Genomic DNA, 15644 nt, shown 5'->3' with positions numbered 1-15644 from the left:
AGAAAGACTGAATATATCATTATAAGTTGAATTTAATTTTTACACCAAAACGGAGAGTGCAGAACCAATCTGAAGAAGCGAAGTTAAAAGCTTTCTGCAAGAAAGCTACTTCGTAAGCATACTCTCGCCTTTAGCACCGGATTTTACCCTTGAACGAAGGGAGCAAGAAAATCTGGGGATAAGAGCGATCGGAAGATGGTACTGCAATCGCAGTGACAAGGTGTAACATCTTTAGTTCAATTTATCTAACAGGAGGTTTTCGGATATGAAAACAGTATTGTATGTTCCACTGGATGATCGTCCAGCGAATCTGGATGACGTCGTTGTACAAGGAAAAGCAGCCGGTATCCATATCATTACACCACACCTGGGTGACATTCAAAATCGTCTGGATTCCGAGAAAACGGTAGAAGGCACCACATTGCTTGGAACGTCTACGCCTACGTACGGTAAACCGTCCAACATTCATGATTTCATTTTGAAAAATGCCGCCAAAGTGGATGGATTCATCATCTCTTCGGATATTCTGGCTTATGGTGGTCTGATTGGCAGTCGTCAGCTTCGTGAAGATGGAGGGGGCACATATCCTGATTATGATCAGGACACAACCCGTTTGCTCGATGTGATCAAAGCGATTAAAGGAAAATATCCACGCAAACCGGTGTTTGTAATGGATACCATTATGCGACTCGCCACCACCTCATTTGCAGATGGTCTCGCATTGGATGCCTACAACGAGTCACGTGCATTGATGCAGCAGCCACGCCAGTCTTTTACGGCATTCGAGGATATTGTGAACGGGTACAACCTTTCTCCAGAGTCTACGGAATATGGGGAAACGACGTATTTTAATAAAGAACAGTACTACAACACCAGACAACATAAATTTAAAACCAATCTGTACATTTTAGATAAGCTTGCTCGCAAAGGATACATTGACTTCCTCGCCGTAGGCGTCGACGATGCGAATACGCAAGGTGTTCAGATTAACGAGATCAATTATGTGGAAGCACGAATCAATGAATGGCTCGGTGGGACGGATGGACAAAATCCCGATCGGGCGATTATCCTTCCAGATGCGGATGGCCTGGGTCACGCTCTGGTGGCACGTATGGCTAACCAATTGCTGCGCGGTGGGACGAAGACGCGTTATGCAGTGAAGTATTTTGGCCCTCATGGTTCCACGATTATCAATACCTACGAATATATGAATGTGCACGAGAATGTGGTGCGTCATGTGGATATTGTTGGTGGTGTGGTTGTAGCGGATTCCGCTTATCCAGGGCCTGATGTGGTAACGGATACGACTTCCGATGTGGAAAATGGAAATGAATTAACGAATGCTACATCTGTCGATGAAGCTTCTTCGTTTGATATGGCGTCTGAGTTGGATCGCATGACGAACCGTCATCCAGGCAAACCGGGTAAAAAACCGGTGCACATTGAGATTATTGCCATCACGGCGCTGGATCAGGTGCAGGCGGCTGTGGCGCAATTGACGAGCAATAGTGAGAAGGGGCTTCCTTCGGTGTTGATTGATTTTGTAGGAAAAGGTCCGGCCAACGTCGATGTAGCCGAAGCACTCCTGAACAGTCCGTATACGGGTCGGGTTTTGGGTTACAGTGCATGGAATACGCCGGGGAACAAAATCGGTATTGCTGTGGGTATGGGACAATCCCGTTATGCTCTGATCACAACAGAAACACATGCTCATGCGTTGCGAGATGCCATGAATGCACATGGTTCATTGTTGTTCAAACGCTTCCTGAAAGATTACTACTATAAAGCTGTAGCTATTGCAGATATCCGCACGTATTCTAGAGCACATGCGCTATATACCAACGTGGCAACCCTTGCGGATCAGAATATGGTGTTGTTTAACTCAGAAGAAGATTATGCTCATTTGCAATCTTTACTCAGGGATCTGATGCAGACCCACACCACGGCACTGGCGAACAAAACCGCCTTTGCTCAAGGTAATGTAGCGATCAAACAAATTTGTAATGGCGAAGCAGCTTATGCGGAGTATTGCAGTGCACTGCTGGAATATGCGAATCCCGATTTCATCTGGGGACGTGCGTTTGAGATTACGTTGAATCCGAAGGTTACGCTGAAATAGGGTGTTAATGGCATGAGCCACGCTGAGTCGTCTTTTTTCCACCCCAGATACACTCTTATTCGCACCGAAGTCGTACGAATGACCATCCGCGCTAGGAATGAAAGGGTGTAAGATTGTATTATCGGATCAATAGCAAGGACACACACCGAAAGCACATACGCTAATGTACAGATCGGCCACAAGGGGCCGGTCTTTTTGTTGCGGTGAATGGTGTCCAGCTTTGGCGCCGGTGGAGAACCGTTAGCACAGAGACGTACTGACGATGATTTCCTTTTTCCATTAGCAGATCGGTTAAAGGGGGAATTCGCTGCTGCAACATTGTTGCTGCACAATGCGGGCAGATCTCAAACTTGCAGCTGAAGGGGCGAAATAAATGTGTCTATGAGTAGTGACTTAAACAACACGGACAGCACAGGGCAAGTGAGCAACGTCATCAGGCGAACGCTGAAGCAGAAGCTGGAGGCTCTTGTCCCGGCATGGAATGGCCGAGTACAGGACATCCCTGCACCGGGAGAGGTGTTAGCAGGACCCTGTGCCGTGATTGCTTTTGCAGAAGAAGTACCGAAGTCTGCTTGGGCGGGGTATAGGAGGATCATCAAAATCTCTCCATACGCACGCCCCGAAGATGGAGGTGCTGAACAAGTAGAGACTTGGTCAGCAGCGCTGATGGAAGGACTACATCAGGTCCGGCTGGAGGATGAAGAGGGCGGGGCATTTACCTGTATTTATCTGGGTTCTTCGGATGGTGATCGTGTGGACGCCAGTTCTGGACTGGTTGCGCGCAGCCTACGGTTTGGGGTGTATGTTCCGGAAACGGTGGAATACGCTCAGGCTGAAACCACAGATTCGTGGATGGATGCACTTCGCGGTTGGACACGAACTCAGATCGGACAGGAATGGTCCGTATATGGGGATGTGTGGCCTGGAGGTTATAAGGCCAAGTCCGTACTGTGGCGATTGACGGGATGCAGTACAACCACCGCAGGGACTTCTGCGCTGGAGGTTCGTAAGCAATGGATCGGGCATGTGCTGACTGCGAATGTGGCAGATGTCCGTCAAACGGTCACACATCTGGTTGAACAACTGGCTGTGCAGCCCCGTATAGCTCTGACGGATACAGACGGTACGCGATATGTGACGGTGGACGAAGTTTCAGCCGACTTGCAGGCAGATGCTTACTTGAACGGACAGATTCGTCTAACGCTGCAGCAGCGTATTCGCCGTCCGGGTACAGAAGCGCCATTGATCCGTGAGATTCACCATAACAAAGGGATAGAGTAAGCGTTAATCGAGAGGAACTGTTGATGGGGTTCCAGATGAGAAAGTCGATATCATACTTTAGCTTCAAAATCATAGGTTCATAGTTTCGTAGGTTCATAGGGACAAAAATTCATAGGTCAAAATTATGGTGCAAAGATCAGGTTCAACGAATTCAGTAGTCAAACAATGAGGTGAGATGGTCATGGCAAGCTCAGTGAAAAAAAATAAACAGGCTGCCCCGCAATACACGCGGGCCGAGCTGATGAATCATGCCGAAGCCCTCTTTGCCGTTAAGGCAGAGGTGCTGTATGGTGCGCTGTACGAAGCAGCGCAAGAGACGTTTTCCATTGAGGAAGCGAAGGAACGCATCAACCAATTTATGAAAGCGAAGGTGAAGGGATAATGGCAGGCGGAACTTGGGAGCAAACGAATCGTCCGGTACTTCCGGGCTTATATATGAATTTTCAGGCGGCGGCGTCTTCGGCCATTCAGGCTGGTAATCGCGGAACGGTTGTTGTGCCGATCAAGGCCAACTGGGGTCCGGTGGGCACTTTTGTAGAAGTCGGCAGTGAAGCTGCAATTGAGCGTATTTTCTCGGCGCATGCCCTGGATAATGGGACGGCCTATACATCCTTGAAGCTCGCCCTGCTAGGAGGACCGAAAAGGCTGCTCGCTTATCGGGTAGCCGGAGAATCGGCGAAAGCAGCGACTCTTACGCTGAAAGACAGCAGTGATGCAGCCGTTCTGCAACTGGACGCCAAGTATCCGGGTGACCGAGGTAACGGGTTCTATGTCACCATTCAACCGGGTGTAATTGATATTACAAAGCATGAAGTACGCTTGTTTGAAGGCAACCGGATGCTGTATGCACTGCTGACTGCGGATATTTCGGCAGCGTCGCTGGCGAAAGAGATCAACGCGGATGAAAGCAATATTTGGATTAACGCGCAGGCGATTGGCGAGGGTACAGGTGTTGTTGCAACCGTTGCGGGAGCGGCGTTCAAAGGTGGTGCAAGTGGCAACGATGGACTGACCAATGCGGAGTATATCGCCGTGCAGGGCGCGCTGGAAGGTGAGCAATTTGACGTTTTGGCATTGGATCATGCGGCGGATGCGCCTTTGCTGGCGAGCTTTGCAGCTTGGGTGAAACGTGTGCGCAATGAGGGTAAACCCGTGATGGCTGTATTCGGTGGTACTACGGCAGACGACACCTCTGCGACTGCAGCACAGAAGGCAGCAGCACGTTCACTTACGTTGAATCATGAGGGTGTGATTAATGTTGGTACGGGTGTGCGTCTGGGAGATGCGTTCTACAGCTCGGCGGAAACGTCTGCTTATGTTGCGGGTCTGATTGCCGGACAACGTCTGAATGAATCCACCACATACGCAGCATCTCCGTTCGATGACGTGACGCGTCGCTGGACTCGTGCAGAACAGGAGCAGGCGGTACAGAATGGCGTATTTATTTTCTTCCATGATGGACGTCAGGTGAAGGCGCTTCGCGGAGTGAATACACTCGTGACCCCTGCCGCAGGACAGAATAATGCCTGGAAAAAAATCCGTTCCATTCGTGTGATGGATGCAATTAATACGGATTTGCAGCGCTCTGCTGAAGATACGTATATCGGTAAAGTAAACAATACGGAAGAAGGACGTCAGGCGCTGATCGGTGCGATGAAAGCCTATCTGGCGCTGCTCGCACAGAGCAATGTCATTGAAGCTGAAGGATACGATGTTGTTCTCGACCCGGCGTATTATGGTGCTGCACCCATTCTCAAGCCAGAGGCAGATCAGGTATTCCTGCAATGGAATGTGAAGCTGACGGATGTGATGGAGCAGTTGTTTGGAACGTTTTACGTGCAATAAGGTTGTGTAGAAGAGAAGATCGGTTATTAGATTGACTAAAATTATTTGAGCTGGTGTTTTGCACGATAACGGAGAGGGCAGAAAAATCTGGGGGATAACAGTGATCGGGAGATTGTTCTGCCAGCGGAGTTATATCGTGTAACAATGAACAGCCAACCATTCCAAGGAGGAATTGTCATGTTGGATGCGTCAAGAGTCATTCTCGGTACCCATGGTCAGCTGCACATCGATGGTGTGTGGCAGACGAATATTAATAAGCTGGAGGCCAGCGTTGAAATCGAGAAGCGTGAACTGAATCTGGTCGGCAACGATTGGAAAGTGCACAAGAATGGTGCGAAAAAAGGAACAGGCACGATGACGGGTTACAAAGTCACTTCGGACATGATCCAGCGCGGCTTCACCAAGTTTCAGATCATCTCGAAGGTAGACGATCCTGAATCCTATGGACATGAGAGTGTCCTACTGAAAGGTTGCATGGTGGACAAAATCCAACTTGCTAACTGGACAGCGGGTGAGGAAGTACCGGAGGAAACAAGTTTTACATTCGAAGGATTTGAATTGTTAAATCCGATTGTAGCGAATTAAAATTTTTCAGAGCCGGCTTCTGCAAACCTCGTAGTAGAAACATTTATTTTCATGTGATATCTAGTTTCTGTGTTATAGGCCCGAAAAAAAAACTTTTTCTCAACAGTGCATACTACATCATGGGAATATAAATCTTTATTACTGAGGAGACGATTGATATGTTATCCATTAAAGATTTTGAAAGTTTGGTACCCGATAAAAGTTTGCCTGTTTCCCAATGGGACTGGACCAAGGCATTTGATAAGCTGATGCATAGTAACGAGATAAATGTAATGATTCCTTCGGGCACATATCTGCTTAAATACACACTTAAGATTACTAAGCCGAAGAATATTTATGGGAATGAAGCAATTTTAATGCTTGAAGCTCCTTTGCAAATTGAAGGCTCCAATATCAATCTCAACGATCTTAAGTTTAGGAGTGAAAAGCAAGTTCGGGCCATTCATCTGCATAATACTATGAATGTAAGTGTTCATCATTGTGACTTTGAAAATATCATGGAAACGGCTATTTATTTTGAGAACAAAAGTCATCAAAATGTTAGTATCACAGACTGCAATTTCGAAAATATAGGTAGAAACATTACCAATATTGTTGTTCAGGGTAATGCCGTTTATGTTCAAAATGCTGCTACAGTATTTATCGAGAATTGTGAAATGCATGATATTTGGGGGCAATCTGCCATTACGGTACGAAGTTCAAGTGATATCAAGATCACCAATTGTATCATTGAGGATACTGCTTATCGTGGAATTCAAACGTATGGTTCCGATTCGGGCTCGGCAGCAGATTCTGTGCGTAACATGGAGATTACGGAATGTGAAATCAGAAGAACAGGGGAGTTAAACCAGACCCTACAAGGTGATGCTACAAATGGGATTTTTGTTCGTAATCCGCAGGGGACTGCCGCTGACGTTAAAATTTCCAACTGCACTATTGAATATTGCGGAGAGAACTTCATCGAAGGGAACTTTCACGCATTCAACAATACGATGAAATATTCTGGTTATTATCCTCATTTCACGACGCCTTCGAAAGAGGGATTGTTTCCTCAGACTAACTCGGTAATTGAAGGAAACTCTATTTATTACTCATATTTAGAAGCGATCAAATTATTTTTCAGCCGTAACAATATTGTGATCAATAACAATACAATTCATGATTGGGATATGACAACAGCATCCAAATCTTCCTACTTACCAGCGATCACGATGCAAACGAAGTTATCTTCGGATGTAATGAATAATATTACAATTCAAAATAATACGATTACTGGTCCGGCAAGGAAATTGATGAATGGAAATACGATTAAAGGAGAACAAGAAGTAATCAAAAAGATTCCGTCCCCTGGAACTTTTGGTACGATTACTTATTCCAATAATCAGATTATTCTTGAATAATGATGTGTGTTTGTAGAATTATTATTGAGCAGCCCTAGCCAGGGCTGCTTTTATTTTAAATTGAAACTATGTAGCTAAGAAGGAGATCGCACCCCATGAGTATGAATGAGAATATGTCCGAAGAACAAATTTTGGATCAGTTGTTTGAAGCAGCAGAACGTTTGCCGGAAGAGAATGTACGCATTCAACGTTTGGATCTGTTGCTGACCCTGCGTGGATTGACGTCCTCCAAAGTGGATCAGATTCGCGAACGCTGTACGATTCGAAAAACAGTCAAAGGCCGCACCGAGGAAAAGGTGGATACCGAAACGTTTAACGCGCTGCTGATTTCCGAAGCAACGGTAAAAATGAATGTACGCAGCCTGGAACTGTCCGGTTGGGGAGATAACCGCATTACCGGTCGCATGAAGCTGTCCGGTGGGGAACAAGCGGTTCGCCGCATGTTACTCGCGGGTGAACTTGATGCTGTTGGCGACAAGGTACTTGAACTGTCCGGCTTTGGTGTGGAGATTGAAGATCTAAAAAACTGATTCACTCCGGCGGGATGACCACGTTCCTGTATCACATGTGGGTTCGTCATCATCTACGGCCCGGAGAATTCTGGTCTTTGCCACGCGGGGAGCGTTCGCTATTGATTGCTTTTTCGGAAGAGGAAATGGCAGCGATCACCTCGCAAATGAATCGATAACTAGATCAGACAGGAGGTGAAAGAAATGGCAGAAATGATTGTGGGTTTATCCAAATCCAATGCGGAAATGCGAACGACCATCCGATATCTGGATCAGATCCAGCGTTCTACCGAACGTCTGGGCAGAGTTCGCTATCAGAGTTTGATCAAGGTGAACAATGAGCTGAGAACGACCGGGCGCAGGTTGGAAAGCATATATAGCACGGCTGTGCGATTGAGTAGGTTGCGGATCACGCCGAAGATCGGGCTGGATGATCAATTGAGCCCGGCCTTGGACCGTGCACTCGCGAAACTGAACCGTTTCCGAAACCAGATGGTGAAGGCTTCGGGAACGGTGTCGGTGGAGGTGAAGAAGAAGGTAGAAGTGGCGATGGGGAAGATGAGTCTGGCGAGCGTACCTTCGCTGTCACTTAACATTGGGAGCAACAATAATACGGTAAAGAACGCACCAAAGGAAGAAGAAATAAGTTGGATACGGGAAATGGCACAAAAAAGTAATGATTTTCTTGATCCATTAAATAATGCAACGGACTTGCTCGGAAAGCTTGGGAGTGGTGTTAAGTTCTTCTATGAAAAAATCAAAGGGAAATCAAGTCCAGGCAATACTTCCCAATGTTGCTGCTGCTCTGGTGGAAGCCTTGTAGGGAGGATTTCAAAAGGCGGGGCTAAAGGTGGAAAAACCAAAAATGCAGGTGGTGGCAATGCTAAAACTGTAGCATCAACAGAGGGCGGAAAAAAAGGTCCATACAAGAGCGGTTCTAGGTCCTACCAAGAACGTGCGACTAGAACTTTAAAAACGCCTGTTTCCGATCCTGCGAAAAAGATTATAACCAACATCTCTTCGGCAGAAGAGAAAAAGCTGAAAATGGACTTTGATCAAAAATTGAATTCGAATCGACATGGCTTTAGCGCAAATTTGCCTGGTTCGCCAATGTCCAATATGTTTTCGGGTAATGGTATGTTTGGCAAACTGAGCGGGGGACTTGCGAAGGGAGCGGGTAAACTGCTTGGACCGATTAGTATGCTCGCTGATGTAGCGAATGTTGCCACTGCTCCTCCCGAGCAGCGTGGGAGAGCTGTTGGATCCATGATCGGTGGGACTGCTGGTACCGCGATTGGTAGTGCCATTGGCAGTTTTATTTTACCTGGAATCGGCACGTATATTGGTGGAGCTTTAGGTGGATGGGCTGGCAGTTCGGCGGGAGGCTGGATTGGGGACAAAGCGAAAGATATTGGAAACTTCATGTCCAATGCCACGGAAGGTGCAGGCAAAGCGTTGTCGACTGCAGCCGACTTTGTTTCTGAAAAAACGAAGAACATTGCAAGTGGCATAACCAATTTCTTCGGCTTTGGTTCCAGAAAAGAAGAAAAAACCGTCTCGGCAACAACGGCGGTTGCTAATCCAACACCAGTACCCACTGGTCCGTCAATGCCACCTGCCTATATTCCATCTGTGCTCACAACAACTGGGCCTATGGCTTATGCGAACAGCAATGGCGGTCAATCTACGACAGCCGCTTTCCTGGGAACAAGCGTGATGCAGTCCCAAGCGATGGCGCTCGGTAACGGTGCACAGACAAATGGAAAATCATCTACGATGACGGTACAAATATCCGAAGACCAGATGAGCAGTCTGTCCAGTTACCTCAAGGATTTTAAAACCGAGACGACCAATCAGATCTCCGTAAACGTACCACAAGGAGCTGTGCAGGTGACTGTCCGTGAGAACGCCATCGACTACGATGCGATCTCGCATCAAGTTGGAATGAGATTTGCAGGCGAAGTGCGCCGTGCGATGGAAAATCGAAAAACGATTATGGCCTAAGCAGAAAGGAGGCCTGTCATGACTGTATTTAAGGATAACGTGGAAGGTGTAAAAATGGAATTCACCCTGATCGACGGGAAAACGAAGTTTCAATTTCCGGTTAAACCGGAAGAACTGACGATCTCCCGAACCAAAGGATACGAAACGATTAATATGCTGGAGTATGGCGAGTTTGATTTTGCGCAAGGGGAGAAGGTGAAGGAGATCACCTTCTCTTCTTTTTTTCCTAAAGAATATGATGCGTCCTATTGCATGTACGAGCCTTTGCCTGATCCACGTGTAGCGATGAATATGCTGAATACCTTTCTGGTATCGAAAAAACCGCTGCGCTTCATCATTACCAACACGGGGGTGAACGTGCCCGTGTATCTGATCTCGCACAATACGACCTTCCGGGGCGGTGAGAGCAGGGATATCTACTTTGACATTACGCTGCGCACATGGCGAGATTCCAAAATGGAGAAGGTTGGCGGTGCAACATCTGCGAGCAAGTCGGGTTCCCGTACGGATCTGAAAACGAGCAGCAAGACCTACACCGTCAAATCTGGCGATTCCCTGTCCAAAATAGCAAAGCTTGAGCTGGGCAGCAGTTCCAAATGGAACGAGATTTACAAGCTCAATGTGAAGACCATCGGCAGTGATCCCAACCGGATCAAGCCCGGACAAAAGCTGGTGATGCCATGACCTACAAGGTCATTGTCGACGACAAATATGACATCACCAAGCTGGTGGAGACGATTACGTTGAAGGATTCGCTCGACCAGATTGCCTACCAGGCCAACATCCGGCTGGCGGTGTCTGCGTCTTCGGGTCTGCCTGCGATATCACCGGGTATGGCGGTGCGGATCAGTGGGGTTCCTTTTGGCGAAAAATCAATGGTCCACTTGCTGCACCCTGCGGTTATCTGGGAAGTGGAAAGCTCCAACAGCGGCACCAAGCGATTGTCCCTGACCGTCTACGACCGGATGATTTATCTGGAAAAATCGGAGGATGAGTTTCTACTGCCCAAAGACCAGACTGCCACGCAGCGACTCAAAACGTACGCCAAGGAATGGAAAATCCCATACGCTGCGCTGCCGGATACCAAAACGAAGCTGAGCAAAGCGGTATATCGGTCGCAGACGATTTTTTCGATGATGTTTGCCGATCTAAAGGAAACGGTGAAATCCGGTGGGGATATGTATCATCCGCGGATGACGCCGGGCGGGTTGCAGCTGTTTAAGGTGGGCAGCAATGCGAAGGTACACGAGCTGGATCGACTGATCGATCTGACCCAGATGCGTACGCTCGAAGGTGCGGTCACCAAAGTTAAAGTGATGGCGGCCTCGGAGTCCAGCAGCGGCAAAGAGGTTCCTTCCAAAGTGCTAGCGATTGAGCAGTCTGGTGTAGCCGAGCTGGGCACGCTGCAAAAGCTGATCGAAGACGATCAGGTCAAAACAGCGACTGCGGCCAAGAAGCTGGCGAAAAGCCGTCTGACGGGTATTCAGGAGACCTTTACCGTATCTGCACCAGATGTGAATACGATTCGTGCTGGAGACGCGGTGCTGCTCAAAGGGCTGAAACTGATTGTCATGTCGGTTAGCCGTGATCTTTCCGCTGGTCCTGGAACAATGACGTTGGAGCTGGGGACAGCCGAGCTGGTGAAAAGGAGGTTTTACCTTGAATAAAGATGATCCGTATGGGCATTTTGCCGAGGTCATGCGCGGCGCGATGAGTACCCATACCCGTCAGGCCGTGAGCGGCATGGGCGCGGTGCTGGGAACGATGACTTCATCCGGCGTAAAGCTGGATGATTTCAAGCACGAAGTGCAGGACTATCTCGTGGCCGAGCTGCCGGGCACGCTTGGACTGCCGGAGCGCGAGGCTGCTGGCGCGATTTCCGGTATACCTGACGTGGCAAACGGCGGAACGACGGGCACGGGACGGTTTCTTTTGCAAAAAGGGGAAGTGGAAGAAGCGGTGTGGTCTCTTGGTAATGGATTGAAAGCCGGTGACCGTGTGCTGGCGATGCGAGTGAATGGCGGTAACGACATTGTGGTGCTGTGTAAGGTGGTGAGTGCGAATGCCTAGTTTGTTCCCGGAAACGGGTTTGGTATGGGGAGATGAGGAAGATCTGTCGGGGGCGGCTTCGGAAGAGGTGAGGTTTGGACGGAGCTGGCGATTCGATTACGATGCGGGGGATTTTGTGCTGACTCCAAGTGGCAAAGTCGCTGCGGCGAGTGGGCATGAAGCTTGGGTGCAATGGTGCATCAAGGCGGTAAAAACGCCAAGGTACAGACATGTGATCTACTCCCGAAACTATGGTTCGGAGCTGGAGGAGTTAGTTGGTCAGGGGGACAGCCGGGGAGTGATCGAAAGTGAGATAACCCGGATGGTTACAGAGACACTGCTCGCTGATCCACGCACGGATTCGGTAGACCAGTTTACGTTCGATTGGAATCGGGAGCAGTGCATGTTCTCGTGCCGGGTGGCAAGTGTGCAGGAAGAAATGTTTATTTTGGAAAGTGAGGTGATCTGACGGGATGGCTGAGATTCCGCGTTATTTGGAGGACCAGACGGAGGAACAGATTATGCAGCGCATGCTGGATCGTCTGCCCGCGGATCTGGACAAGTCGGAGGGTTCGTTTTTGTGGGATGCGGAGGCCCCGGTAGCTTTTATGCTGTCTGAGGCGGCTTTGTGGGCGCAGGAACTGCTGCGGCGCGGGTTTGCAAGTACGGCGGCGAGCAGAGATCCGAATTTTCGTTCGGAGGAGCTGGATTTGCGGGCGGGGGAGCATGGGCTTACGCGACGGGCTGCGGTGGCGGCACAAGGTACGGTTAGATTCGTGGGTACGCCGGGCAAGGTGATTCCTGCGGGTACAGTTGTGGCTACTTTGGCGGATGAAATCTCCGGTGAAGCTTCGCTCGAGTATGAAACGGTTGGTCGTGTGGAGTTGGGAGAAGATGGTCTGGGTAGTGTTGGCGTGCGAGCGCTCGTTGCCGGAAAAGAAAGCAATGTGCCTGCAGGCACCGTGACCGTGCTGTCTACACCCGTGAGTGGCGTTACCTCTGTAACTAACGTTGAGGTGATCAAAGGTGGTGCGGATATCGAGGCAGATATGGCGCTGCTGGAACGCTTTTATGCCAAAGTCCGCAATCAAGGGACAAGTGGCAACAAATCGCAATATGTGCAATGGGCCAGTGAAGTGCCAGGTGTTGGTGCAACGCGGGTTATTCCGTTATGGCAAGGGCCGGGCACGGTGGGATTGTATTTGCTGGATACGGACAAACGTGCGGGGGGTAGCGATCTGGTGGCAGCTGTGCAGAAATACGTGGACCCAACGCAGGATGGACAGGGGGAAGGCGTTGCACCGGCTGGCCCGGTGGTGTCCGTGATGTCCGCAGAGGAAGTGCCGATGAACATTCAGGTGAAGCTGACGTTGGCAAGCGATGCGACGTTGGCGGATGTAAGGGCGTTGATCGAGAGCGGGGTGACTGCGTATCTGAAGCAGTTGGCTTTTGCCGATCCGCTTGTGCGTTACACCCGTATTGCCGCGATTCTGCTGGACATTCCGCCCATTATCGACTATTCGGAGCTTACCCTGAACGGTGTGAGCGACCAGAATATCGAGATGAAAGTGAGTCAGGTCGCCGTGCTGGGGACGGTGGATGTGCATGAGTAGTCTGGTGGACGTTCTGGGTTCTAAAATTACGAGCCCGAAGGGGAAAGAGTTATTCTCGTATTTGCCGAGTTATTATGAGACTTCCCGCGTGATGCAGGCTGATATGCAGTCCAAAGGAACCGAGATGGATCTGCTGTATCAGGCGTTGGATGAGACATTGGATCAGTTTTTTGTCCGTACGGCAACGTGGGGATTGGACTTCTGGGAGCAGGAGCTTGGCATTGAGACAGATCGTCTCAAACCTGTGGACCAGCGGCGTGCTGTGGTCGAATCGAAGCTGCGTGGTGCCGGGAAATTTTCCGGTCGGCTGGTTGCGAATGTGGCTGAAGCTTATGCTGGAGGCAAGGTGGATGTGACGTTTCAACCTGAAGCGTGGAGTTTTAAGGTGAGTTTTGTGGATAAATTGGGCATCCCGCCTAATATCGACGATCTGAAAAGGGCTATTGATGAACTGAAACCAGCCCACATGGCCGTGGAGTATAAGTATCAATATTTGGTGTGGGACGATTTGGACAAGAAACAGAAAACTTGGGATGAACTGGACGCCGCGTCCTTGACGTGGGATGAATTGGAGGTGTGGGCGTAATGCCAATAGAAACAGATCGTTTGAAATTGCAATTGCCCTTGGGGAACGAGAACGTAAACCGGGAGAGTATTAACGGGATTTTTGAAAAGATTGATGCAGGTGTCGCGACACAAGAGGATTTGGATACGCTACGTGAAGCGGTGAGCCAGATGGATATTCCCGATGCGTCTTTGACGCAGAAGGGGAAGGTGCAGTTGTCGAGTAAGACGGATGGCACGTCTGAGACGGTGGCGGCGACGGAGAAGGCGGTTAGAGATGCTTTGATAGCAGCTAATGCGGCAAACTTGCCGCGTACAGGCGGAGCTATGACTGGGCGATTGATTATGAATCAGTGGGGAACGTTTTCTGCATCTGCAAATGGTTCGGTGTTGTACGGTAGTAACTGTTTTCTTGACGGGAATACATTTAAGTACGAAAACACTCATTCCAACTTGGGCGCTCGTGGTATCTACATGCGCTATTCAGGCGCTGTTGCAACGGAAGTGTACATGTTTGATACAGGCCCGGTCGCAACCACAGCTGGAGCGGCGTTTACCCCAAATCTGGCCCGAATTGTTCACATGGGTGATTTGTTCCAAAAGCACAAGTTTACGGCTGATGATGGTAAAAACCAAGTATTAGCGCCAGGGACTGACCTTAACTCTTTGACAGCAAACGGACAATATAACGGCAATAATCTAGTGAATTCACCTTTACCAGCAAGTGCTGATATATGGTGGTACGTTGAAATTCAGTGCCATACAAACGGTACTGGGTATGTACTCCAAAGGGCGAGTCGGCTCAACGGTGGGGTACAAACTTTATACCAAAGAACCAAAGAGAATAATGTTTGGTCGTCTTGGAGTCCCGACCTTTTTCAATCTATTATTGATGCTAAGAACAGGCATATTATTTCATCTGCCGCACCTTCTGGCGGAAATGACGGGGACATCTGGTATCAATACTCATGATAGAGGGAGGAGAATAACGCATGGCTTTAAGCACGAAGATGGGCGGCATATGGAAAACGCCTAATAGAGTGTCCATCAAGGTTTCAGGGGCTTGGCGGGATGTCCAACAAATTTATGCGAGAGTCGGGGGAGGATGGCGGCCCATTTGGTCCACCGCACCAACAATGCGGAAAGGTTCAGTATGGGGCAGCAATTCATATGTGTCCAAGCAATCGGACCATGTGGAATGTTACGCGTATAACCCAAGCACCGGCGGCGGTGAGGCGGCCGTCGTGACAAGTATACCAGTGGATCTGACCAACGTTACCAACGTAATATTTGATTTTGAGCTGGAAGGTTCATCCCACATCCAATCAGATGGGATTTTCATAGCGTCAACGGATCAAATGGGAGGCGGCGGTACATATAACGCCCGGACGTATCGGGGTTCACTGACGACAAGGACCACAATCAGCTTGAGCGTTTCCAGCCTGTCCGGGTCCTATTATTTGCGGGCGCACGCTTCAAACAACAGCGGCGTATCCACATGGAAACGCGTTCGCCTATACCGGATCTTGCTGGATAGCAAAGAGATTTGGAACGCCAGTGTGGGCGGATCTTACATTTAGTAAGGAGGCATGATCATGTCCGATTACAATTATACACCACAAGGAAGCCGGTAACGTTGTGAGATTGGTACCCGGTGCCCAAGACGGAGAAATAA

General features: G+C 49.1%; 16 protein-coding genes. All 16 read left to right on the top strand.

All coding sequences use genetic code 11. The features are described 5' to 3' along the window. Window positions 1-265: 265 nt before the first annotated feature. The 16 genes from ACR1R9_RS21195 to ACR1R9_RS21120 all read left to right on the top strand — a co-directional run bounded on the left by ACR1R9_RS21195 (window position 266) and on the right by ACR1R9_RS21120 (window position 15549). Entirely contained in the window at window positions 266-2119 is a 1854-nt protein-coding gene (locus ACR1R9_RS21195) for a DUF4127 family protein (RefSeq protein ID WP_433922790.1), read from the top strand. 381 nt (window positions 2120-2500) lie between these two features. Further along, window positions 2501-3400, top strand: coding sequence for a hypothetical protein (locus ACR1R9_RS21190; RefSeq protein ID WP_310852158.1), 900 nt, complete (start codon window positions 2501-2503; stop codon window positions 3398-3400). Between the two features lie 181 nt (window positions 3401-3581). Next, complete coding sequence (locus ACR1R9_RS21185; protein ID WP_083679086.1) at window positions 3582-3782, top strand: hypothetical protein; 201 nt, start codon at window positions 3582-3584, stop codon at window positions 3780-3782. Further along, window positions 3782-5245 carry a phage tail sheath family protein gene (locus tag ACR1R9_RS21180; RefSeq protein ID WP_433922791.1) on the top strand — a complete coding sequence of 488 codons (1464 nt, stop codon included), beginning with the start codon at window positions 3782-3784 and terminating at the stop codon, window positions 5243-5245. The genes ACR1R9_RS21185 and ACR1R9_RS21180 overlap by 1 nt, the downstream gene beginning before the upstream one ends. Window positions 5246-5422: 177 nt before the next feature. Further along, on the top strand, window positions 5423-5830 hold the full coding sequence (locus tag ACR1R9_RS21175) for a phage tail tube protein (RefSeq protein WP_064640174.1): 408 nt from the start codon (window positions 5423-5425) through the stop codon (window positions 5828-5830). 158 nt (window positions 5831-5988) lie between these two features. Then, entirely contained in the window at window positions 5989-7230 is a 1242-nt protein-coding gene (locus tag ACR1R9_RS21170; protein WP_433922792.1) for a right-handed parallel beta-helix repeat-containing protein, read from the top strand. A 95-nt stretch (window positions 7231-7325) separates the two neighbouring features. Beyond that, a complete protein-coding gene (locus ACR1R9_RS21165; protein WP_072734388.1) occupies window positions 7326-7760 on the top strand; it encodes a phage tail assembly chaperone in 435 nt (144 codons plus the stop codon). A gap of 183 nt (window positions 7761-7943) precedes the next feature. Then, on the top strand, window positions 7944-9743 hold the full coding sequence (locus ACR1R9_RS21160) for a hypothetical protein (protein WP_433922793.1): 1800 nt from the start codon (window positions 7944-7946) through the stop codon (window positions 9741-9743). A gap of 54 nt (window positions 9744-9797) precedes the next feature. Next, window positions 9798-10427 (top strand): LysM peptidoglycan-binding domain-containing protein, encoded by a 630-nt coding sequence (locus tag ACR1R9_RS21155; RefSeq protein ID WP_433948961.1) that lies wholly within the window; start codon window positions 9798-9800, stop codon window positions 10425-10427. Beyond that, a complete protein-coding gene (locus tag ACR1R9_RS21150; RefSeq protein ID WP_433922794.1) occupies window positions 10424-11410 on the top strand; it encodes an XkdQ/YqbQ family protein in 987 nt (328 codons plus the stop codon). The genes ACR1R9_RS21155 and ACR1R9_RS21150 overlap by 4 nt, the downstream gene beginning before the upstream one ends. Continuing rightward, the gene (locus tag ACR1R9_RS21145; RefSeq protein ID WP_433922795.1) at window positions 11403-11813 is read left to right on the top strand and encodes a hypothetical protein; all 411 of its coding nucleotides are present in this window, start codon (window positions 11403-11405) and stop codon (window positions 11811-11813) included. Before ACR1R9_RS21150 ends, ACR1R9_RS21145 begins: the two co-directional genes overlap by 8 nt. Then, entirely contained in the window at window positions 11806-12261 is a 456-nt protein-coding gene (locus ACR1R9_RS21140) for a DUF2634 domain-containing protein (protein WP_433922796.1), read from the top strand. Before ACR1R9_RS21145 ends, ACR1R9_RS21140 begins: the two co-directional genes overlap by 8 nt. A 4-nt stretch (window positions 12262-12265) precedes the next feature. Further along, on the top strand, window positions 12266-13405 hold the full coding sequence (locus ACR1R9_RS21135; RefSeq protein WP_433922797.1) for a baseplate J/gp47 family protein: 1140 nt from the start codon (window positions 12266-12268) through the stop codon (window positions 13403-13405). Continuing rightward, on the top strand, window positions 13392-13991 hold the full coding sequence (locus tag ACR1R9_RS21130; protein ID WP_433922798.1) for a YmfQ family protein: 600 nt from the start codon (window positions 13392-13394) through the stop codon (window positions 13989-13991). The genes ACR1R9_RS21135 and ACR1R9_RS21130 overlap by 14 nt, the downstream gene beginning before the upstream one ends. Then, on the top strand, window positions 13991-14941 hold the full coding sequence (locus tag ACR1R9_RS21125; protein WP_433922799.1) for a tail fiber protein: 951 nt from the start codon (window positions 13991-13993) through the stop codon (window positions 14939-14941). The genes ACR1R9_RS21130 and ACR1R9_RS21125 overlap by 1 nt, the downstream gene beginning before the upstream one ends. Window positions 14942-14961: 20 nt before the next feature. Beyond that, window positions 14962-15549, top strand: a complete 588-nt coding sequence (locus ACR1R9_RS21120; protein WP_433922800.1) for a hypothetical protein — start codon at window positions 14962-14964, stop codon at window positions 15547-15549. The last annotated feature ends 95 nt before the right edge of the window (window positions 15550-15644 follow it).

Origin of the sequence: Paenibacillus taichungensis (assembly GCF_050994985.1) — a bacterium.
Lineage (GTDB): Bacteria > Bacillota > Bacilli > Paenibacillales > Paenibacillaceae > Paenibacillus > Paenibacillus taichungensis.
Note: the sequence above shows the minus strand (reverse complement) of the source record. Positions and strands in the feature narration are given on the sequence as shown.

What these genes read in the sequence shown, in the direction of transcription:
- ACR1R9_RS21130 (WP_433922798.1), top strand. Translation starts at nt 13,392, where the DNA reads ATGTGCATGAGTAGTCTGGTGGACGTTCTGGGTTCTAAAATTACGAGC.
- ACR1R9_RS21180 (WP_433922791.1), top strand. Translation starts at nt 3,782, where the DNA reads ATGGCAGGCGGAACTTGGGAGCAAACGAATCGTCCGGTACTTCCGGGC.
- ACR1R9_RS21140 (WP_433922796.1), top strand. Translation starts at nt 11,806, where the DNA reads ATGCCTAGTTTGTTCCCGGAAACGGGTTTGGTATGGGGAGATGAGGAA.
- ACR1R9_RS21185 (WP_083679086.1), top strand. Translation starts at nt 3,582, where the DNA reads ATGGCAAGCTCAGTGAAAAAAAATAAACAGGCTGCCCCGCAATACACG.
- ACR1R9_RS21120 (WP_433922800.1), top strand. Translation starts at nt 14,962, where the DNA reads ATGGCTTTAAGCACGAAGATGGGCGGCATATGGAAAACGCCTAATAGA.
- ACR1R9_RS21135 (WP_433922797.1), top strand. Translation starts at nt 12,266, where the DNA reads ATGGCTGAGATTCCGCGTTATTTGGAGGACCAGACGGAGGAACAGATT.
- ACR1R9_RS21165 (WP_072734388.1), top strand. Translation starts at nt 7,326, where the DNA reads ATGAGTATGAATGAGAATATGTCCGAAGAACAAATTTTGGATCAGTTG.
- ACR1R9_RS21150 (WP_433922794.1), top strand. Translation starts at nt 10,424, where the DNA reads ATGACCTACAAGGTCATTGTCGACGACAAATATGACATCACCAAGCTG.
- ACR1R9_RS21160 (WP_433922793.1), top strand. Translation starts at nt 7,944, where the DNA reads ATGGCAGAAATGATTGTGGGTTTATCCAAATCCAATGCGGAAATGCGA.
- ACR1R9_RS21195 (WP_433922790.1), top strand. Translation starts at nt 266, where the DNA reads ATGAAAACAGTATTGTATGTTCCACTGGATGATCGTCCAGCGAATCTG.
- ACR1R9_RS21125 (WP_433922799.1), top strand. Translation starts at nt 13,991, where the DNA reads ATGCCAATAGAAACAGATCGTTTGAAATTGCAATTGCCCTTGGGGAAC.
- ACR1R9_RS21155 (WP_433948961.1), top strand. Translation starts at nt 9,798, where the DNA reads ATGGAATTCACCCTGATCGACGGGAAAACGAAGTTTCAATTTCCGGTT.
- ACR1R9_RS21190 (WP_310852158.1), top strand. Translation starts at nt 2,501, where the DNA reads ATGAGTAGTGACTTAAACAACACGGACAGCACAGGGCAAGTGAGCAAC.
- ACR1R9_RS21170 (WP_433922792.1), top strand. Translation starts at nt 5,989, where the DNA reads ATGTTATCCATTAAAGATTTTGAAAGTTTGGTACCCGATAAAAGTTTG.
- ACR1R9_RS21175 (WP_064640174.1), top strand. Translation starts at nt 5,423, where the DNA reads ATGTTGGATGCGTCAAGAGTCATTCTCGGTACCCATGGTCAGCTGCAC.